Genomic DNA, 22,138 nt, shown 5'->3' on the forward strand with positions numbered 1-22,138 from the left:
GAAATAAGGAGATGGCATAATGCACATCTCCATTTTCTATATTATACCCTATAATACGTAGCAATCAAATAATCAAAGGACTTATTTCAACCATTATTTGTATAGGAAGAAAAAAATTATCTTTTAAATTGATTTAACGTAATCATACACAGAAACAAGTGCTTCATCAAGTTTTGATGCGTCCTTCGCACCAGCCATCGCCATATCCGGACGACCGCCGCCTTTACCGCCGCAAGCTTCCGCTACTATTTTAACGATGTTTCCTGCATGGAAGTTTCCACCAACTAAATCTTTTGTCACACCTGCACATAGCATAACTTTTTCACCATCAGTAGCCCCTAAAACGATTACCGCTTGTTGAAGTTTTTCCTTCAAATCATCCATCATTTGACGAAGTTGATTGTTATCTTTTGCTTCAACTTTTGTCGATAGCACTGTTACATCTCCGATTTTTTGGGCATTATCTAAAACAGCTCCAGCCTGTGCATTCGCAATTTTTTGTGATAATGATTCATTCTCACGTTGTTGTTCTTTTAGCTCATGTTGCAAGCTTTCAACTCGTGCCACTAAATCTTTTGGATTTGCTTTTAGCAATGCAGCAGTTTCCTCTAGAATGCGTTGTTCCTCTTTTACTGCTTCAAATGCGGCTTTGCCTGTAACTGCCTCAATACGACGAGTACCAGCACCAATACCACCTTCAGATACGATTTTAAATAAACCAATTTCTGAAGTTCGTTTTACATGAATACCACCACAAAGTTCAACAGAGTAATCACTTACTTGTACAACTCGAACGATATCTCCGTATTTTTCACCGAATAGAGCCATTGCACCCATTGCTTTCGCTTCAGCTATTGGCATTTCTTCAATCACTACTTCAATATCATCCCAAATTTTTTCGTTTACAATACGTTCAATTTGTTCTAATTCTTCTTTTGTTGCTGGACCAAAATGAGAGAAGTCAAATCTTAAGCGATCTGGACCTACATATGAACCTGCTTGGTTTACATGCTCACCTAAAACATCTTTTAGTGCACGTTGCATAATATGTGTTGCCGTATGGTTTTTAACAATTAAGTTGCGCTCATCACGATCAACTGTAGCTGTCACAGAGTCATTTAAGTGCATTTCTCCAGACTCAACAATTACTGTATGAAGTGATTGGCCATTTGGCGCTTTTTGAACATCTTTTACAGATGCTTTAAATGAATCATTGCCGATTGTCCCGTGGTCTGCCACTTGACCACCCATTTCAGCGTAGAAAGGAGTTTCTGCCAAGATGACAAGAACTTCATCACCTTCAGAAGCTACTTCAACATTTTGACCGTTAGCAACCATTGCTACAATAGTAGTTTCACTTTTTAGTGTGTCATAACCAACAAAATTAGATTCCACTTTTATGTTAGCTAAAACCTCTGATTGAACTTGCATTGAATCAACATCAGCTCGTGCAGCACGTGCTCTTTCACGTTGCTCTTCCATCGCTTTTTCAAAGCCTTCATGGTCAACTGTCATACCAGCTTCATTAGCATATTCCTCTGTTAACTCAATTGGGAAACCGTATGTGTCATATAGACGGAATGCATCGCTGCCTGGAATAACATTTAGACCAGCCGCTTTTTCTTTCTCAATTACTTCTGAAAGTATAGCTAAACCTCCATCAAGCGTTTCATGGAATCGATTTTCCTCATTTTTAATTACACGCTGGATAAATTCCGTTTTTTCTTTTACTTCCGGATAGAAGTCTTGCATAATTTCACCAACTGTAGGCACTAATTCAAACATGAATGGCTTTTCGATGCCGATTTGCTTTGCATAACGTACAGCACGGCGAAGCAAACGACGTAAAACGTATCCGCGGCCTTCATTTGAAGGAAGTGCACCGTCACCAATTGCAAAAGCAACAGTACGAATATGGTCTGCAATAACTTTAAATGGTGTATTAATATCTTCCTCGCTGCCAAAAATCTCTTTTAAATCGATTTCGCCTGGACGTTTGTACGTGCGATTTGCAAATTCCTCAATCTTTTCGATAATTGGCATGAATAAGTCTGTATCAAAGTTAGTTGGAACGTTTTGTACAACAGATGCCATACGCTCTAATCCCATACCTGTATCAATATTTTGTTTTGGCAGAGGAGTGTAAGTTCCATCCGGGTTGTGGTTAAATTGAGAAAATACTAAATTCCACACTTCTAAATAGCGTTCATTTTCGCCGCCTGGATATAATTCTGGATCATTTTCATCATTTCCATATTCAGGACCTCGATCATAGAAAATTTCAGAGTTTGGACCAGATGGACCTTCTCCGATATCCCAGAAGTTTCCTTCGATGCGTATTAAACGTTCTTCAGGAATGCCAATTTCATTTTTCCAAATATCATATGCTTCTTGGTCTTCAGGATGAATTGTAATCGATAAAAGTTCAGGATTGAAGCCCATCCATTTTGGATCCGTTAAAAACTCCCAAGCATAGTGAATAGCTTCTTTTTTAAAGTAATCTCCAATTGAGAAATTTCCTAACATTTCAAAGAAAGTGTGGTGACGCGCTGTTTTCCCTACGTTTTCAATGTCATTTGTACGAATTGATTTTTGTGCATTTGTAATTCGTGGGTTATCAGGAATTACACGACCATCAAAGTATTTTTTAAGCGTTGCTACACCTGAGTTAATCCAAAGCAATGATGGGTCATTAATTGGTACAAGCGGCGCTGATGGTTCTTGTGCATGTCCTTTTTCAATGAAAAATTCCAAATATTTACGGCGAATATCTGCTGCTTTCATTTTAAATTTCCTCCTAAAAAATAATTTGTTTTAAATGCTAATGATGAAATGCAACAAAGTACGTATTTGACAATATGAGCTTTAATAAATTTAGCCAATACTATTAAAATCCCACACATCTTGTGAATTTCCGCGGAATCATTTTATCATAACAAAATAAAAAGCCTTCATCCCTAAAAGGGACGAAGACTATAGTTCGCGGTACCACCCTAATTTATAAGAAGGCTAAAATCAATCGCTTTTATTCTTCGTTGTTCCTCAAACTGGTCACAACTTGACTGGCAAGCGATTTCTTTTCAGCATTAAAAGCTGAAATAAATAACCAAACTTATATCTCAAGCACTGTAACGTTAGTGAACGGCAGGGATTAGCTGCACTCTGGAGTAGCTTTCGGTTAATGCTTTACGTAAGATTCTTTCAGCCTTAGGAATCTCTTTCTAAACGAAAACAAAAACGTACTCTTTCCATCATAGTTTTCATCATATTCTGTTCTAAATTATATGAAAATGAATTCAGTGTGTCAATTATAACTATATTATTCATATCGATATAAATTCCAAAAGCCAATATCTTCAAATCCTAGTCGTTTATAAATTTTCCCTGCTTCTGGATTATCATAAAACAAACATAATTCTTTTCCTTCAGCAAGCAAATCTTTGCATAATTTAATCATACAATCAGTTGCTAAGCCTTTTCGTTTAAATTCCTCTTTTGTTGCTACAGCAACGACCATTGCAGAACGACTATTTTCAGCTGTTGTTGATGCTGTTGTTACCATCTCTCCATTTACACGAATAAAATAAGTTCTGCCCGTTTTCGTCTCCAAAATTCTTTTTTTTGATTCCATTGTAATTGTTGCAGTTTTAAATTCTGGAACACTTTTTAAGAGCCTAACATTTTCTTCGATTTCATTTATAGTTAATTCTTCAACATGTTGAAGCTGTTCATCATTCTTATCTAAATTGAGCTTTTGGCATTTTGCATAATAAAAGGAATTTTCACTTCGAAGCTTTCTTTCTATATGAGGGGCAAGTTGCTCTACGATTTCTTTTAATCCAGATAATTCGCGCATACTTTGATCAGAATTTATAATATTTGCAAACTCTTCAACATCAAATTGTCCTTTTGCATAAGGAATATAATTGTTTTCAAATTTTAAAAGAACTGCTATTAATTCACCTAAATCATTAAATTGCCCCCATAATGTCTGGAATTCAGCATCATAACCAAAGGCTTCTACATCCCCTATAATAAACAAATTTTCTGCTGCTTTTTTGTTAACGAGTTCCATTAATAACTCATGATCCTCTTTTGAAAGCTTCCTTATCATCCATCCGCCTCCCCAACCGTTTTAAGTTAAATTATTAAGAAACTATCATAATTATTAAAGAGTTTCAACATTAGTATAATTACAAACTTCTAAACTAACCTTTGCAGAACATATACTAGTTCTGCATGGAGGAATTTATCGGACGAGGACAAGATTGGGGCGAGTACATAGTGGACATATTTTCAATGGAATTTTTCACCGCATTGCTTTCTATTATTCTTATTGACTTGGTTCTAGCAGGTGATAATGCTTTATTAATTGGACTAGTTGCAAAAAACCTGCCGAAAAAACAACAAAAAAAGGTAATTTTTTGGGGGACTTTTAGCGCCATATTTATTCGAATTGCTCTAACTTTAGTTGCCGTCAAATTACTTGAAATTGATGGTCTTCTTCTAATTGGCGGTGTGCTATTATTATATATTTCTTATAAGCTGCTACTTACAGAGGAAGAAATCAATGTAAAACCTAATAAGAAAAATTTTTGGGGAGCAATATGTACTATTTTATTAGCTGATTTATTAATGGGGATTGATAACATTATTGCAGTAGCTGGTGCTGCGCACGGAAATTTTCTACTTGTTGCAATTGGATTGCTGATTTCAATTCCTATTGTTGTTTGGGGTAGTACACTTGTAACAAAATTGATGGAGGATTTTCCAATTATAATTGTCCTAGGTGCAGCAGTTTTAGCGTGGACATCTTCAAAAATGATTGTTCATGATGCGTATGTTTCCCCTTTCTTCCATTCACAAAATGCAATATATAAATTTGAAGCCATTGTAGTTATTACAGTAATTTCAATTGGATTAATGGTTAAATATTTTATAAGAAAACGAGAAGTCGCTCCGAAATAGGAGCGGCTTTTAATATTGATACACTTTTCTTGAAAGAAGGGTAATAATAATTGCCGGAATTGTAAAAACAGTCATTCCTAAAAACGCTAGGCCTGGAGTTATATAATATAAATATCCTCCAAACAATGTTAATAAAGCAGCACTTAAACTCATAGCCAATGCAGAATATAACCCTTGTGCGTTGGAAAGCTGTTGCTTTGGTAAATTATTTGTAATGTATTGGACAAATGCATAATGAGCCATTGCAAAACCTAGAGAATGCAAACTTTGCGATAAAATAAATACCCAAACATTAGGAATTGCAAATATCATTATCCATCTTAAAGTAGAACCAACTGCTGCTATGAGCAACAAAGTAGAAGTCTTCCACTTTGAAAAAAGATAATCGACTTTTAAAAAGAAGAGAATTTCAAATAATACTGCAACGTTCAAAATAATTCCAATATAAAAGGTATTCACTTCTAAATATTGCTGTAAGTATATGTAGCTGTAATTGTAATAGGATGCATGAGCACCTTGTAATAAAATTACAATAACCATAACAACCGGGAATCCTTTTATTTTCCATAAACTTCTCATTGAGAAGGATTGACTGCGATCTACTGCTGTTGGTTTTACAGATAATACATCAGGTGCAGGCATAAATTGAAGAATTAACATAATAGCTAAATACACAATCATGCACCATAAAATCGCCTTTTCCCCAACATATCCAATAATTATACTAAGGATAAATACAGAAATTACAAAACTAATAGAACCGTAAGATCGGCTTTTCCCGTAATGAATGCGTGTTTGTTGTACAAGTGTAGAAGCACTGCTTTCAATCGCTGGTAAAAGCGAAGGATAAAATAGACTGAAAATCATAGTGATAATAAATAAAGCTGTAAAAGAATTAAACGGGATGTAAAAAAAAGCAGCAAGCAACGAACTAGTCACTAAAAACTGGGATAACTTTTTATTACTTAAGTATTTAGATGCAAATGGGAATATGAACATTGTAGATAATGCTCTCGATACTAACCCAAATCCCATAATAAAGCTAACTTCCTGTACAGATAATCCTTTAGCTTCTGTTAGCCAGCCTGACCAATATTGAAGATATACTCCCCAAGTAAAGAAAAATATAAAGAAATTTTGAGACAGCCATCGTTGATTGTTCATCGTGTACTTAAACCTCCAATCTATATTGAATGATAGCATCAAGTCATTTAAAATAATGTGAGATATCTCATATTTTTCTTTCGGAAACTAAAATCTTTTTATAATATGGATACATTAACATGCGAAACTTCACCCATGTAAAAATTTGAATCTTTTGATTGGAGGACTTATTTTGCAGTTATTAATGGGTAAAAAAAAAGAAGATTATATTAAAAAATATTCCTTTCAAAATTTCTTCTCCTTTGATATAACTCCATACATCCAAGTGTATGAATTTGAAAAAGGTGAATTTATTTTTCATGAGGGTTCTCTACCAGAATGTCTTTATTACATGGTAGAAGGAAAAGCAAAGCTATATGTATCTCATCAAAATGGAAAAATATCGTTGATTAATTTCATAACTTCACCTAGTTTCATGGGCGAAATTGAATTATTAAATGCTCAAAAATATACAAGGGGCATTCAAACGGTGACAAAAACCATTTGTTTTTCATTGCCTTATCATGAATGTAAACAAAAATTATTAGCCGATTCAGTATTTTTGCGTGAACTTTGTTTATTTTTAGGAAATAAAATGGCAAGAACAACAACTAGATTTAGTCAAACTCAAGCATACCCACTTGAAAACCGATTAGCGGCGTTTATTTTAATGTCCTCCGATGAAAACTTTTATAAGGAAAAACATACTGAAATAAGCGAATATTTAGGGGTTTCCTATCGTCATTTACTCTATACCTTTTCCCAATTTTGCCAGTCAAAAATAATAAAAAAGAGTGGCAAAGGCTACGAAATTATTAATAAAAAAAAGCTTCAGGAACTTGCTCGAGAAGTCTATTAATACTATAAAAAAGGGTAATCCAGAAGTTTGGGATTCTGGATTACCTTTTTTAGTTATCTCTATTGTTAAGCATACTTTGCTATTGTTTGTTTTAATATATCACCTAAATTATGTAGATCCTGTTGTGTAATCGTCATTCTCACATGTGTTTCGTCTGCATCCAATGCTTCAGCTAAAAAGCCCCCAAATCCTCTAGCTTTACGGTCTACTTGCATTAAAATTTCTGCAGAACTTTCCGTTTGTGAAAGAAATACAATTTCTAATTCATCTAGTTTCCCTCTAAACATTCCACCTACAGGAACAAATTCAAATTCTTGAAGGAATGGGTAACGGCTTCTATATTTATATGACGCTTGCTCGCACTCTGCTTTACGTAGTCTAAATCCAATTTGTTGAACCTCTTCAAGGATTCGAGAAGCAAGCTGTGATGGGCGGATTTCAATATAGTCACGATCCTGAGCGTCTACCCCACTTCGAATGTCCAGCTCTGTTGCAACCCATACTTCCGTTTTCCCTACAGTAATTGGAACATCAAATGGTAAATTAAACGTAAAAGGTACAATTTTTGTTTCATTCGCCTGAATTACGAAAGGATCACTTACTCTAAATTGTTGAACAGGCGCCTTTGCAGTATATTTATTGTCATCTACTTCTTTTATATATGTTGTATATAACGTTAGGTAAATGGCATCAATTTGTTGTTCTATGTTCCCTCCGTAAATTTCAACCTCTCCACGAATTGTTTCACCAGCTACAAACGAAGATTTTTCTAATTTTGTATCAACTCTTGCTGCTCCGACACCAATACTTGCCAACATCTTATTAAAAAAAGACATAGTAAAACCTCCAAAAAATTATTTTCTTCTTTTTACGAATCTACAATAGAAAAAGTTTCAAATTATTGGGAGGGATATAAATTTTGTAAAAACTTTATGGATTGTTGAATTAATTCTTTTAATACTTCCTCATCGATATCTGCTAGCTTGTTGATATAGACGCAAGCCTTTCCTTTTGTATGCTTGCCAAATCGTTCAAGTATTTTATCGCGTTCAGGATCACCTGTAGCAAAATATAAACTTATTTTTGCTTTTCTAGGTGAAAATCCTACTAATGGTGCATCACCTTCATGCCCTGTTTCGTATTTATAATGATATGAGCCATATCCAATAATACTCGGCCCCCACATTTTTGGTTGAAAGCCTGAAGCATCTTCAAATATTTTTAACAACTTATAAGCGTCATCTCGTTTTTTCGGACTTTCTACTGCTTCAATAAATTCTATTACACTGTTATCCGTTTCTTTTGTCTTCTGTTCATATTTTGCCAATTGTTCATTCTCCTTTTATAGATGAATAAGAAAAAGGAGAACTTTACTTATGGTTCTCCTAAAATTTATTTAATATTGATACTTCACTCTAATCGCTGCGTCAATCGTAATTATACCTGGTTCAATTGGTGTTCTAACTGCTTGTTCAGTCATTGCTACGGTTCTATATAATATGGGTCTTCCTGCACTTTCTTCCACAATCTCAATTGGCTGCGGCATATAGGGCAGCTGTAAGGATACTGCAATCGCCTGCACCTTGCTGTTGGCATTCTGAAAAGCTAGCTGAAGTGCTTGATTTTGATAAATTTCTTCATTGTCTAATTTAAATTCAAGTTGGGAAATGCGGTTCGCTCCACTTCTCAATGCGGTATCAATAACCAATCCTACTTCATTAATATTTCGAATCTTTACTGTAAGACTGTTTGTCACTTCATAGCCTCTAAAAACTTGCCGTCCCTCTATATAATCGTAACTTGGGAATACATTATAAAATGCAGTCTGAATATCTTCACGCGGTATATTCAATGCTAAAAGTGATTGTATAACTTGATTCATCTTCACTGCATTTTCTCTTTGAGCTTCTGTCACTTCATCCGCTTCTGTACTTACCTCTATTTGAACCTCCGCAAAATTTGGCTGTACTTCAATTTGTCCATTACCTATAACAGTAATGGTACGTGCTTGTCGGACAGTTTGTTGAAAGACGTTCGAATTAACCAACTGATTCCACCTTCCACTCATTTAATCATGTTACTATATGCATATTAGGCGGAAAATTTGTCACTTTACAGAAACGTCTAGACATTCAACTAAAACTTCCATAAAACATCAAATTGATCTTAAGCAGTTTGTCCTTTGAACATTAAAAATGGTATAAGTTTTGACCGTCAAAGCCCATTTCATTAGCATTGAAATTAATATATTCTTTATTTTAATCTTCCTGAAAATCATAGGGGGAAACCCCTTCCATTCCAATTAGCGGATGTATATAGGGCGCAGTTTCAGCGTTTAAAACCGGTTCTAATACTTCACCTTTCATATAAAACATTGCTTGCTGTTCTTTAACTTCCCCAGAAATCTTGCTTTCTGATTGGTTTTCATGTTTCAGTGAATCTGACTGTACTTCTACAATTTCTAAGTCTTCAACTTCCATTGGATTCAGTCTTGCTTTTAGACTCGTTAAACGTTGTAAATCATCAGTTTTTGCTAAACCTCCAGCAAATACATCCGGTTCTCCGCAAAGGATTAAAAAGTTTTTTGCACGTGTAATGCCCGTATATAAAAGATTTCTTCGAAGCATTTTGGAATAGCTACGGACAATTGGCATAATAACGGTTTGGAATTCACTGCCTTGAGATTTATGAATAGAACAACAATAGGCAAGGGTAATTTGATTTAAATCTCCACGCTGATATGTTACTTCATTGCCATCATAGGAGACAACGAGTAAGTCTTGTTTTTCCACCGTTTCTTTCGCACGAATGATAGCAACAACTTCCCCCATATCACCGTTAAAAATATTACTTTCTGGTTGATTGACTAATTGTAGAACCTTATCGCCAATACGGTAAACAACATCTCCAAAAACTAATTCTTTACGAGAACCATCAGCATTTGGATTCACAAGCTCTTGTATTTGCTTATTTAACATATCGATGCCTGCTGGACCTTTATACATGGGCGCAAGCACTTGAATATCACGAATTGATTGTCCTTTTGCAATGGCACTTTTAACGACCTGGGTAACGACACTTGCAACTTGAGGAGCAGACGCTTTTATAAACGAACGATCAGTTGTTTTTTCAGCAATTGTATTTGGAATATTTCCTTTTTTAATTTGATGGGCAAGCTCAATAATAGTTGACCCTTCAGCTTGTCGATAAACATCAATCAATTCAACTGTTGGAATCTGTTTAGAGGCAAGCAAATCCTTTAAAACTTGTCCAGGACCAACTGGAGGCAGTTGATCTTGGTCGCCTACAAACACTACTTGGGCATCCTCGCCTAAACTTTTTAAAAGCTGATGGGCAAGCCATGTATCAACCATAGACATTTCATCAATTATAATTAGTCGCCCTTCAACTTCTCTTTCAGTTTCCTCTTCCTTTTCTTGTCCATTAAATCCTAACAACCTATGGATTGTCATTGCAGGCAGCTCGGTTGATTCTGCTAACCGCTTAGCTGCTCTACCTGTTGGCGCTGCAAGAACAATTGGGAACGGTTCTTCCTTTAGTGCATATTCTTTTGGGTTAAGCGACAAACCATGCAGCTCAGCATAAACCTCCACCAACCCTCGAATAACAGTTGTCTTCCCTGTACCTGGACCTCCTGTTAGAATCATGACTGAGGAATTAAGTGCACACTCAATAGCCTTCACTTGAGTTTCCGCATACGAAACTTCCAAACGTTCTTCTACTTCGCCGATTGCTTTTCTTATTTCATCCTTTGTAAAGCGTTCCTGTTTATCGTTGTGATTCAGTAAATCTAGTATTTTAGAAGCAATTCCTATCTCACTATAATAAAGCGATGGGAGATAAAGTCGTGTCTCTTCTCCACAAATTTTACTTTCCTCACGCATTTCAATAATCGCTTTAGAAATCGCCTCATACTGTATTTCTTCACGCTGACTTTGTTCGAGCATTGTTTTCACATGAGGCAATACATGCTCAGCATCTAAAAAAACATGCCCCTCTGACAGTGCTGCATCTGTTAACACATGTAGAACAGCAGCTTTAATTCTGTCGGGATGTGCTCCTACAATACCTAGTCGTGCCCCCAGTTCATCTGCTCTGCCAAAACCAACACCTTCTACATCTTCGATTAAGCGATAAGGATTCTCCGTTAATAAGTGAATTGTTTCTTCACGATATGTCTGATAGATTTTCATCGCAAGCTGTGGGCCGAACCCCCAGTCATTTAATTGAATCATAATTTTTTCAAGCCCAAGGTTTTGTTCCAATGTTTGCTTAATCGTCATCTTTTTTTCTTCGTTTAAACGTGGAACTGCGTCTAGGGCTTCTGGATCTTCCATTATTTTTTTAATCGCATCCACACCTAATTTTTCAACGATTATTTCCGCTGTCTTTCGGCCAATGCCAGGAAATAAATCGCTTGATAAATAATGAATAATTCCTTGTTCTGTAGCAGGCACCTCTTTGACAAATGTTTCAACTTGGAACTGCAAGCCGTATTTAGGGTGACTTTTCATCGTACCTGTAAACCGGTATAATTCATCGTCATTTAGTTTCGGGAAATACCCAACAACAATTATTTCTTTTTCGTTGTATTGTAAATTCGTTTCTTGTATTTTTACTCGAACAATTGAATACATATTTGAATCATTATGAAATATTGAAACAATTGGACGGCCAAGGATAAACAATTTATTTACTTCAAATAAATCCAGATTTTCTGCCATCCTTCTAACTCCTTTACTACCTTTTTCGTATATTTGATTTTACCATATACACAACTAGCTGTCTTATGAAAGAAAGGCCAAGCTTCCTTACAGCTTTCTATAGACATGCTTCAAATTTCTACTTTTATTCTGTAGCAAAAGGAAACTCGATATTTTTACTGACGGATGATATGATAATTTAAATATGATTTTGAAAATGAATCGTTTAATTGTTATTTATTGATTAGAGAAGGGATTCGTGGATTTAGTGGAATTTAGACCTTGCATTGACTTACATGACGGAAAAGTAAAACAAATTGTGGGCAGTACTTTAGGGCATGAAGATAAAACAATAATTGAAAATTTTATATCCGAAAAAGATTCTTCCTATTATGCAAAAATGTTTGCACAGGATCATTTGACTGGTGGTCATGTCATTATGTTAGGATCTGGCAATGAAGAATCGGCGTTACTGGCATTACAAGCCTACCCAAACGGTTTACAAGTAGGCGGCGGCATTACTGCTGACAATGCAAAAAAATATATCGATGCGGGGGCGTCTCATATTATTGTTACGTCCTATATTTTTCATGGTGGGCAATTAGATTTAGAAAGATTAAATACACTAATAAATGCTGTTGGCAAACAGCATATCGTTATTGATTTAAGTTGCAGAAAAAGAGATGGAAAATGGTTTGTTGTAACAGATAAATGGACAAAATTCAGCGACTTTGAAGTAAATGAAAAGACAATTCCATATATCGAACAATTTTGTGACGAGCTATTAATTCACGCTGTTGATGTTGAAGGAAAACGAAGCGGAATGCAGGAGGAATTAGTTCAAGATTTAGCACAATGGACGTCTATCCCTACAACGTATGCTGGCGGTGTTCGATCATTAGAGGATTTAAAAAAATTCGAAGAGCTATCTAATGGAAAATTGCATGTTACGATTGGGAGTGCATTAGATATCTTTGGCGGCAATTTAAAATACCGGGATGTAGTTGCTTATTGCAATAACAATAAAAAATTGTAGCAGGCAAAAAAGTACATCTGCGGGTGAGCAATTAATTATTAAAAATGGAAAAGCGTGCGATTTAGAATGATACTAAATCGTACGCTTTTTAATTGATCTAAATTTTTATAAAAACATTCCTGCGATTGAAGCACTAAGTAAAGATGCTAAAGTTCCTGCCACTACAGCCTTTACCGCTAAATTAGCAATAATTGGTCGTCTACTTGGAGCCATCGCACCTAATCCACCAATTAAAATTGCCATCGAGCTTAAGTTAGCAAAGCCACATAAGGCGAAGCTGACAATCATTACTGTCTTTTCCGAAAGATTTGTTATTTCAGGTGCAAAGTTTGAATACGCAACAAACTCATTTAAAACTAATTTTTGCCCTATAAAAGAACCTGCTTGAACAGCTTCATCCCAAGGAACTCCAATAGCGAAAGCTAAAGGCGAAAATACGTAGCCTAAAATTCCTTCAAGCGTAATTCCTTCAACTCCAAAAACGCCTCCAATTCCACCGATAATTCCATTTATTAATGCAATTAGGGCAATAAAAGCAAGCAACATCGCACCGACATTGACAGCAAGTTTCATCCCATCACTGGCGCCGCGAGCAGCAGCATCTATTACGTTTACTGAATCCGCATCTTTTTCTAATGTAAAATTCGAATCATCGACTTCCTCTGTTTGTGGAAGCATTAATTTAGCCAATATTAACCCTGCTGGAGCTGCCATAAAACTTGCAGCAATCAAATATTCTAATGGAACTCCTAACAAAGAATAACCAACTAATACAGAACCTGATACAGATGCTAATCCACCTGTCATAACAGCAAATAATTCAGATTTTGTCATCTTACTTAAAAAAGGTCGAATAACTAAAGGAGCTTCTGTTTGCCCTACAAATATATTCGCTGCAGCATTAACGGACTCTGCTTTACTTGTTCCCAAAACTTTTGATAGTCCCCCACCTAGAATTTTAATAACTAGCTGCATAATCCCAAGATAATACAATACTGAGATTAATGAAGAGAAGAAAATAATCACAGTTAACACGCTGAGGGCAAAGACCATACCACCTGTGAAATTTGAATCTGCTAAAGGACCAAATACAAATGAAATTCCTTCATTTGCATAGCTAATTAAACCTTGAATTGCATTTGATATGCCTAATAAAACTTTTCGGCCCAATTCCCATTTTAAAACGATAAATGCAAATATCAATTGAATTGCTAAACCTGCCAGTACAGTTCTCCAATTGATTGATTTACGACTGCTCGATAAAGCAAACGCAATAACAAAAATGACTAAAATGCCTAAAAGGCCCCACAAAATATTCATTAAGACACCTACTCTAAAAACTCATAATTTTATTTCAATTATTCAGGATGTTTCATAATTAAAATATAGGTATTATAGTACCAAACGAAAGCGCTAATACTTAGATAAAAAATAATTCGAAGTTTTCATAGTTCACTTAGTATTTTAAAAAGGCAGAAAATACTCTCGTTGCGTAACTTATTATTTATCCAAAAGTTAATTTCATGCTTCATAACTGACTTTTTTCCAAATAAAAAGGGGCTGGGACATAACTAGCTTCAAATAAAGAGAAAGGTGAATTTGAGTTCCCTCAAATTCACCTTTCTCTCTTTTTTCACATTAGTTCTTCTGTTCCCTTAGTTAATGGCCGTGAATTTTCTTAAATTCACGGCCATTAACGCAAGACCCATTTCATTTTCAACCTTCGATTTTCCTCGCACAGAAAATCGAGTGAAACGCAAATTAGCCTTCAAGAATCCAAAAACTGGCTCCACATCGATTTTGCGTTTTCGGTAGATGGCACTCGTTTTCTCTTCTGAAAGCTTCATTCTTACATATTCTTTTTGTTGTTCCCATTTTTCATTTACTATTAATTTTCGATTGTTGCCTTCTTTTGCTTTTGTACACAATGAACGGAATGGGCATCCAGAACAGTCTTCGCATTCGTAGATTTTGAACTTCCGTTGGAAGCCTGTACGGTCATTACGGATAGAATCATATTGAAATTCAAGACGTTTCTGATTAGGGCATGTATATGTATCTGTTTCTTCATCATATTCCCAGTTGTCGGGATTAAATTTGTTCTGTTTGTACTTTTTCTTTTGTTCCTTCAAATACATGTTATACGTAATTAGTGCTTCTCGTTTTCTGTTCGAAAGGATATCATGATAATTTTGTTCACTACCATACCCTGCATCTGCGACAATGTATTTCGGTAGTTCGAAATAATGTTGCTCAATTTCATCTAGAAATGGAATTAACGTACGTGTATCTGTTGGATTTGAAAATAAACTATAGGCTAAAGCGTATTGTCCCTCTGTCGCGATTTGTATATTATAACCAGCTTTCAATTGCCCGTTTTGCATATAATCATCTTTCATTCGCATAAATGTCGCATCGCGATCTGTTTTAGAATAGCTATTACGTGCGCCAAAAGTTTCAAAGTCTTGTTGGTATTTCTGCTTTCGTAAGACAAAATCAATCAACTGATTACGCACTTGTTTCGGATATTTGCGTGCACTTCTTAAAATTTTTCGTTTTTGGACATCTGATGAAGCCTCAATTTCCTTATCATACTCGGTTACGATATCGTCAACTTGTTGAACCAAATGAGCGAGTTCTTTTAATGATAACTGTTCATCGCTTTCACGTTCGATTTCAGGGATAATTTCTTTCTCAAGTAATTCATTGTATAGCTGGTTGGACTTTTCAATTAAACTTTGATGATATTTCTCAATCGATTTCTTCCATACAAACGTAAATTTATTTGCGTTCGCTTCAATCTTTGTACCATCGATAAAAATGGCTTCTTGATGGATTAGTTTTTCTTCAATCAATTGGCACCGGAATTGGACGAAACATTGGCGAATCAATTCTTTTACTTTTGGATGGACACGAAAACGATTGATTGTACGGTAGCTTGGTTCATACCCTTGAGCTAACCACATCATCCGAATACTATCTTTTAATAACGCTTCAATTTTGCGTCCTGAGAAGACAGATTGTGTGTAGGCACATAAGATAATTTTAAGCATCATGCGTGGATGATAGGCAGGACATCCCTCATTTCGGAGAAATGGTTCAAATGCTTCTGGAGGAATACTTTCCACTAAATGATGCACGTGGTAAGCAATATCATTTTTTTGTAATTTTACTTCTAATTCTAAAGGCAAAACGATTTGATTCATGTTATAATTTTTAAACATAAGGATCCTTCTTTCTGTATAATTTTGTTGTGGTGACTTAATTTTATCAGAAGTGGTCCTTATTTTTTATTTAAAATAATCAAAGCCGGTGAAATTTTACTTATCGTAAAATTTCACCGGCTTTTTCATCAGAGACGGGTTTTGTCCCAGCCTCTTTCCGTTTTAATTAAAGCGTTGACTAATCATATCATAAATATATTTTGCCTGATCAAAGTTAGGTTCTAGTGTATATGCTTCTTTTAAATGATTCATCGCCTTTTCTGTATCTTCAGTAGCAACCGCATATAATACCCCTAAATTATAATGTGCATCTGCGTTTTTTGAATCTTGTTCTAGCACATACTCTAACTCGCTTTTTGCAAGATCAAACATTTCTAACGAACATAGCAAAATGCCATAGGATAATCGTATTTGCAAATCATTAGGTGCAAGTTCAGCTGCTCTCTGCATATAAGGAAGAGCTAGTTTATGCTTTTCATCCCGTTCAAATGATTTTGCTAACATATAGTAAGCATCTGCACCTTGAATTCCATGTTCGATTGATTTTTGATATAATTTTGCTGCTTCTATGTACCGTTCAGCATTATAATATAAATTTGCCAATCCATAATAAGCAGTAGCTGCTGATTCGTCTAGAGTAATTGCCTTTTGGAAAAAGCGCTCAGCTCGTTCAGTATCATTCATTGCTGCCAATAAATTTCCAAAATTCACATAACCAATTGGATTACTAGGATTGTTTTCAATTGCTTCGGTAAATGCTTTTGCTGCATCTTCATAGCGCTTTTCTTGAAATGCTTTTATTCCAATCTCATTATAGTCCATTATTTCACCTCATCAGAAAACTAGGCTTATCGCCAATATTTTGTCGATAAGCCTTAGTAGCATTAATACAGAAAAGAAATTTTTATATATTCTTATCTATAAATAATTGGAAAATCTAAAATTAGGTCACTTAACCTACGTACGTTAATTTTTCACTATTTTTGAATACTTCATCAATTGTTCCGCCGCCAAGACATTCTTCTCCATCATATAAAACAACTGCTTGACCAGGCGTAATAGCACGGACAGGCTCTTCAAAAGTAATATGAGCTCGGCCATCTTCTAAAAGTTCTACTACTACTGGTGTATCGTCTTGACGATAACGGAATTTCGCCGTGCAGCTAAATTTAGAAGGCTTTGGCGTATTTGATGTGAAGCTCATTTTGACAGCCATTAAAGAAGTCGAATATAATGCGTCATGATGGAAGCCTTGACCAACGTATAAAACATTCCGTTCTAAATCTTTACCTATTACAAACCATGGGTCGCCTTCTCCACCGATTCCTAATCCATGGCGTTGCCCAATCGTGTAATACATTAAACCATCGTGTTGCCCCATCACTTTACCATCAAATGTTTCCATTTTGCCAGGTTGAGCAGGTAAATATTGACTTAAAAATTCTTTGAAATTACGTTCCCCAATGAAGCAAATTCCTGTTGAATCTTTTTTCTTTGCGGTAGCAAGTCCAGCTTCCTCAGCAATTTTGCGTACTTCTGGTTTTGCAATATCGCCAATTGGGAACATCACATGTTTTAATTGGTCTTGTGATAATTGATTTAAAAAATACGTTTGATCTTTATTGTTATCTACACCGCGCAGCATCACAACTTCCCCATCACGTTCTTCCACTCGAGCATAATGGCCAGTTGCTAAATAATCCGCACCTAATTTCATTGCATGTTCAAGAAATGCTTTAAATTTAATTTCTTTATTGCACATCACATCAGGATTCGGTGTTCGGCCAGCCTTATATTCTTCAAGAAAATAAGTAAAAACTTTTTCCCAATATTGTTTTTCGAAGTTAACTGCATAGTAAGGGATGCCAATTTGATTACATACTTTAATCACATCATCGTAATCTTCTGTTGCTGTACATACACCAAATTCATCTGTGTCATCCCAGTTTTTCATAAAAATTCCGATTACGTCATAACCCTTTTGTTTTAATAGATAAGCCGCAACAGACGAATCGACCCCACCAGACATTCCTACGACAACACGAATTTGTGATGGGTCTCTTGTTTCTACCATTGTCTTCACCTTTTTCTTTTAATTCGCAAGTCTTTTAACAATTTTCGCTGTACGCTCAGCCGCTTGTACAATCAATTCGTCTGTTAAACCTAAACCAAAGCTAAAACGAATCGAATTGCGAAGTTCTTCAGCATCACGTCCAAACATTGCAACTAAAACATGTGATGGATCAATGGAACCAGCAGTACAAGCAGAACCACTAGATGCATAAACACCAGACATATCTAAGTTCACTAAAAAGGATTCTACATCCATTCCTTTAAAGCTAATATTTAAAACATGTTGGAGTGTATGGCTCTCATTGCCATTCACTTTATAGTCAATGTTTTCATTGTCTAAGACTTGTAAAAATAATCTACGGAACTGTCGATACTTCTCTTGTTTCAATTGAATTTCTTGTTGGGAAATTTCCACAGCCTTTGCAAAACCAACTGCAGCTGGAACGTTTTCTGTACCAGCGCGTCTTTTCTTTTCTTGAGACCCGCCGAAAAATGTTGCAGTTAATGGGGTACCAGTTCTTTGATATAAGAATCCTATACCTTTTGGACCATTTAACTTATGACTTGATACACTTAAAAGATCTACATGTAAAAGATCTACATCAAGTTTCTCAATGCCAAATGCTTGTACTGCATCCGTATGGAAAATTGCTTGGTGATCCTTTAACAACTCTCCAATTTCTGAAATTGGCTGAATTGTACCGACTTCGTTATTCCCATACATAATTGTTACGAGAATTGTATCGTCACGAAGTGCAGACTTAAATTGATTTATTGAAATACGGCCATCATTGTCAACAGGTAAATATGTTACATCAAAGCCTTCTTTTTCAAGCTTTTCACATGCATTCATTACTGCATGATGCTCAATTTGAGTCGTAATAATATGCTTCCCCTTTGACTTTTGGGAATACGCAATACCAAAAATGGCGGTATTATCAGCTTCGGTACCACCACTTGTAATAATAACTTCAGTATCTTTTGCACCAATTGCTTTTGCTAGCACTGTGCGAGCATCATCTAAAACCTTTCGCGCTGCACGTCCTGCTGTATGAATACTCGAAGGATTACCGTACACTTCATTCATTGCCTTTGTCATCACTTCGATTACTTGGGGATGCATTGGTGAAGTCGCGGCATGGTCTAGATAAATTGTTTCCATTCTAAATCAAAAACTCCTTTTACTATTGCAACATTCTTTGCAGGTATGAAATCTAGTTTAGCACTGGATATCACTTTGCTTCAATTTTTATGATTCCAGGAGATTTTCATACCTTATGAATATGCATTGTTTTATATATAAAACATATAGCCATCAAATTCTGTTTCATCATTATATTTAGCTAAATCTTCAATTGTAGTTGTATCAAGAACATTTTTTACTGCATCACGAATGCGTATCCATAACTGTTGTTGTGCGGCTTCTTCATTCTCTATCCCTTCAACAGGCTGAATAGGGCCTTCCAATACTTTGATTACATCTGCAGCAGAAATTTTACTAGGTGGCAATGCTAATAAGTAACCACCATATGCACCTCGTACACTTTTTACTAAACCAGCTATACGAAGTGGGGATACTAGTTGCTCTAGATATGCTTCAGATAAATCCTTCTCTGCAGCAATTTGTCTAAGTGGTGTTGGCCCTTCACCATAATGCTTAGCTAATTCAATCATAATTGTTAGTCCGTATCGACCCTTTGTAGAAATTTTCATTATAACACCTCTATTTTTGTTGTCCATTTATATGCTCAAGTATACCATAACACCTTTTATTCCTCTTGGAAAAGGTCTAATATTAATATAATAAAGGGAAACTTTCATAAAAAGAATTGTATAATTCCTTATATATTAATATGAAAGTTCCACTTATTGGGCCTTTAATTATGCGTAGGCCTATATTAAATCTTTTAACGCAAGTTTAAGGTAATAAGTATATTTGGAGGAAGTAAACATGAAAAACGAACCTTTAGCTTACCGAATGCGTCCTCGCAATTTAAATGAAGTCGTCGGACAGCAGCATATTATCGGAAAAGATACTGCACTTTATAAAATGATAAATAACGGTCATGTTCCTTCAATGCTCTTATATGGTGAACCAGGAATTGGGAAAACTTCGATTGCATATGCAATTGCAGGAAGCTCAAAATTGCCCTTTTTTTCATTAAATGCTACCCATGCAGGAAAAAAGGATGTAGAACAAATCGTCTCAGAAGCACGACTTTCAGGGAAAGTTATTTTATTTCTTGATGAAATCCATCGTTTCAATAAATTACAGCAGGATACATTGTTGCCTCATGTTGAAAATGGCTCTATTGTATTAATTGGTGCAACGACTGAAAATCCATTTCATGATGTCAATCCTGCAATAAGATCTCGCTGCGGAGAAATTCTTCAATTGAAGCGGCATTCGCAGGAGGATATTGCACAATTAATAACAAATGCACTGAAGGATGAAGAACGCGGACTTGGAAAATTTGATATTGCCATTACGAAAGAGCAGATTGAAAAAATTGCACTGGCAGCAAATGGTGATGCAAGAAAAGCTCTAACTTTATTGGAGTCTGTTTACTTTGCATCGGATGAAAAAGAGGGTCAATCTATTGTAGAGGACCACGTTATTGAACATTTATCGAAACGAATTGGAGTCTATGGAGATAAAGGTGGTTCACATTTTTATAATTTATTATCTGCACTCCAAAAATCAGTTCGAGGCAGTGATCCTAATGCGGCCCTATATTATTTAGCACATTTACTAGAAAATGGCGATTTAATAGCCGTATGCAGGAGACTGCTTGTTATGGCATATGAAGATATAGGTCTAGCTAATTCAGCTGTTGGTGCTCACGTTTATGCAGCGACTGAAGCTGCCAAAACATTAGGTTTGCCGGAAGCAAGAATTCCTTTAGCGAATGCAGTAGTAGAAATGTGCCTTTCTCCAAAGTCAAATTCGGCTTACTCTGCACTTGATGCAGCCATTGCAGCAATCCACGAAGGAAAAACAGGTGATATACCACTACACTTGCGCGATGGCCACTATGCGGGCAGCATCGCTTTAGGACACGTTGGCTACCAATATCCACACGATCATCCAATAGGAACATTTGGGGGTTGGGTAAATCAACAATATTTACCCGATAATATAGCCGATGCAGAATTTTATAAACCCGTCATTGCTGGTGAAGAGAAGCGTATGGCCGCAATCTACGAGAAATTGAAATCTTTTAAGAACAATCAGTAAAAAGAAGGAGTTGCCCACATAATTACGTGGCCAACTCCTTCTTTAGGATTATTTAAATTTAGAAGTATCTTTTGCAAATATCCTGCAAGACTAGTAACTTAAGCTAAAAATGAAAAAAATCGATTTCACAATCTTTCCGTATTTCTAACATTATTTTTTATAAATTTTAGCAAATTTACTAAAAGCGTTAATACAATCAGTTGCTCGATTGTTTTGTTCTAGGATTACTCGTTCAAATTCACCTTGTTTACCCTTATAATATTCAAGCTCTTCATAGCTTTGAGCAACTTCCATCAAAAATTCGGCACTAGCCAATTTCCGAACATCTGGTATACAGTTAGCAGCAAGCGTGTACAACTGTAAAATATCTTTTGTTACTTCCTCATTTTGTTCCTTTTTTAAATGATGGTATGCAACCGTATGGAAATAAATTAATCTTGAGGCAATATCCATAAACAGCACCCAATACGTACTTTGTCTAGGTACTCCCTCTTTTGTAACATGACTATTAAAAAAGTGAACTGTACTATTTATTAATTCATTAAGCTCATTATAAGCTTTTTCCCATTTCTGTGCTGAATCAATATGGTTAAATACAATTTCATCCATAGTTTCTTTTAACTGCAGTAGATTTAATGCTTTACTTGTGACTGAAATTTTTGCTGACATTTTAAATCTCCCCCTTGCTCCCCTTATTCTTTATGTAAGAATACTATAACAATAATATCCAAATGATAATCCTGAAAATAAAAAGTGAAGAAAAAAGTGCGATATATCCTCGAAAAAAAGTCGTTTTTTAGAATAATCCTACTTTTATTCTTCAAATCTTATCAATTAAATTATGTCGAAATATATTATTTTATGAAAATAATT

General features: G+C 35.5%; 18 protein-coding genes. 4 read left to right on the plus strand and 14 right to left on the minus strand.

Annotation, left to right across the window (positions count from 1 at the left end; translation table 11 throughout):
- Positions 1-123: 123 nt before the first annotated feature.
- The gene (alaS, locus tag MKY04_RS13815) at positions 124-2,784 is read right to left on the minus strand and encodes an alanine--tRNA ligase (RefSeq protein WP_126292820.1); all 2,661 of its coding nucleotides are present in this window, start codon (positions 2,782-2,784) and stop codon (positions 124-126) included.
- A gap of 535 nt (positions 2,785-3,319) precedes the next feature.
- On the minus strand, positions 3,320-4,114 hold the full coding sequence (locus tag MKY04_RS13820; RefSeq protein WP_346234594.1) for a GNAT family N-acetyltransferase: 795 nt from the start codon (positions 4,112-4,114) through the stop codon (positions 3,320-3,322).
- A 170-nt stretch (positions 4,115-4,284) separates the two neighbouring features.
- Between MKY04_RS13820 and MKY04_RS13825 the strand changes: the two genes are divergently transcribed.
- On the plus strand, positions 4,285-4,968 hold the full coding sequence (locus MKY04_RS13825; RefSeq protein ID WP_346234595.1) for a TerC family protein: 684 nt from the start codon (positions 4,285-4,287) through the stop codon (positions 4,966-4,968).
- A 9-nt stretch (positions 4,969-4,977) separates the two neighbouring features.
- Here MKY04_RS13825 and MKY04_RS13830 read toward each other — a convergent pair whose 3' ends face one another.
- Positions 4,978-6,132 carry an MFS transporter gene (locus MKY04_RS13830; protein WP_126292822.1) on the minus strand — a complete coding sequence of 385 codons (1,155 nt, stop codon included), beginning with the start codon at positions 6,130-6,132 and terminating at the stop codon, positions 4,978-4,980.
- Between the two features lie 172 nt (positions 6,133-6,304).
- Here MKY04_RS13830 and yeiL point away from each other — a divergent pair, with 172 nt between their 5' ends.
- Positions 6,305-6,970: a transcriptional regulator YeiL gene (gene yeiL, locus MKY04_RS13835; RefSeq protein WP_400194703.1), complete on the plus strand. Its 666-nt coding sequence runs from the start codon at positions 6,305-6,307 to the stop codon at positions 6,968-6,970.
- 65 nt (positions 6,971-7,035) lie between these two features.
- On the opposite strand, the gene MKY04_RS13840 is transcribed toward yeiL, so the two are convergent.
- From MKY04_RS13840 to recD2, 4 genes are all read right to left on the minus strand, one after another.
- Positions 7,036-7,806, minus strand: coding sequence for a sporulation protein (locus MKY04_RS13840; RefSeq protein WP_126292823.1), 771 nt, complete (start codon positions 7,804-7,806; stop codon positions 7,036-7,038).
- Positions 7,807-7,868: 62 nt separating this feature from the next.
- Positions 7,869-8,297 carry a DUF1801 domain-containing protein gene (locus tag MKY04_RS13845; RefSeq protein WP_126292824.1) on the minus strand — a complete coding sequence of 143 codons (429 nt, stop codon included), beginning with the start codon at positions 8,295-8,297 and terminating at the stop codon, positions 7,869-7,871.
- A gap of 69 nt (positions 8,298-8,366) precedes the next feature.
- Positions 8,367-9,017 (minus strand): SIMPL domain-containing protein, encoded by a 651-nt coding sequence (locus tag MKY04_RS13850; protein WP_246020144.1) that lies wholly within the window; start codon positions 9,015-9,017, stop codon positions 8,367-8,369.
- Between the two features lie 211 nt (positions 9,018-9,228).
- A complete protein-coding gene (gene recD2 / locus MKY04_RS13855; RefSeq protein ID WP_346234596.1) occupies positions 9,229-11,715 on the minus strand; it encodes an SF1B family DNA helicase RecD2 in 2,487 nt (828 codons plus the stop codon).
- 247 nt (positions 11,716-11,962) lie between these two features.
- Between recD2 and hisA the strand changes: the two genes are divergently transcribed.
- Positions 11,963-12,730, plus strand: coding sequence for a phosphoribosylformimino-5-aminoimidazole carboxamide ribotide isomerase (gene hisA / locus MKY04_RS13860; protein ID WP_126292840.1), 768 nt, complete (start codon positions 11,963-11,965; stop codon positions 12,728-12,730).
- A gap of 105 nt (positions 12,731-12,835) precedes the next feature.
- On the opposite strand, the gene MKY04_RS13865 is transcribed toward hisA, so the two are convergent.
- From MKY04_RS13865 to cymR, 6 genes are all read right to left on the minus strand, one after another.
- Positions 12,836-14,050 carry a NupC/NupG family nucleoside CNT transporter gene (locus MKY04_RS13865; protein WP_126292827.1) on the minus strand — a complete coding sequence of 405 codons (1,215 nt, stop codon included), beginning with the start codon at positions 14,048-14,050 and terminating at the stop codon, positions 12,836-12,838.
- Positions 14,051-14,385: 335 nt separating this feature from the next.
- Positions 14,386-15,954, minus strand: coding sequence for an IS1182 family transposase (locus MKY04_RS13870; protein ID WP_346234597.1), 1,569 nt, complete (start codon positions 15,952-15,954; stop codon positions 14,386-14,388).
- Positions 15,955-16,116: 162 nt separating this feature from the next.
- Positions 16,117-16,776: a tetratricopeptide repeat protein gene (locus MKY04_RS13875; protein ID WP_126292828.1), complete on the minus strand. Its 660-nt coding sequence runs from the start codon at positions 16,774-16,776 to the stop codon at positions 16,117-16,119.
- A 130-nt stretch (positions 16,777-16,906) separates the two neighbouring features.
- Positions 16,907-18,028, minus strand: a complete 1,122-nt coding sequence (mnmA, locus tag MKY04_RS13880) for a tRNA 2-thiouridine(34) synthase MnmA (RefSeq protein ID WP_126292829.1) — start codon at positions 18,026-18,028, stop codon at positions 16,907-16,909.
- A gap of 18 nt (positions 18,029-18,046) precedes the next feature.
- A complete protein-coding gene (locus MKY04_RS13885) occupies positions 18,047-19,189 on the minus strand; it encodes a cysteine desulfurase family protein (RefSeq protein WP_126292830.1) in 1,143 nt (380 codons plus the stop codon).
- Between the two features lie 131 nt (positions 19,190-19,320).
- The gene (cymR, locus tag MKY04_RS13890; RefSeq protein ID WP_126292831.1) at positions 19,321-19,740 is read right to left on the minus strand and encodes a cysteine metabolism transcriptional regulator CymR; all 420 of its coding nucleotides are present in this window, start codon (positions 19,738-19,740) and stop codon (positions 19,321-19,323) included.
- Between the two features lie 238 nt (positions 19,741-19,978).
- Between cymR and MKY04_RS13895 the strand changes: the two genes are divergently transcribed.
- Positions 19,979-21,265, plus strand: a complete 1,287-nt coding sequence (locus tag MKY04_RS13895) for a replication-associated recombination protein A (RefSeq protein WP_346234598.1) — start codon at positions 19,979-19,981, stop codon at positions 21,263-21,265.
- 150 nt (positions 21,266-21,415) lie between these two features.
- Here MKY04_RS13895 and MKY04_RS13900 read toward each other — a convergent pair whose 3' ends face one another.
- Entirely contained in the window at positions 21,416-21,934 is a 519-nt protein-coding gene (locus MKY04_RS13900) for a hypothetical protein (RefSeq protein ID WP_126292726.1), read from the minus strand.
- Positions 21,935-22,138: the final 204 nt, after the last annotated feature.

It is taken from the genome of Lysinibacillus telephonicus, assembly GCF_039654155.1.
Lineage (GTDB): Bacteria > Bacillota > Bacilli > Bacillales_A > Planococcaceae > Ureibacillus > Ureibacillus telephonicus.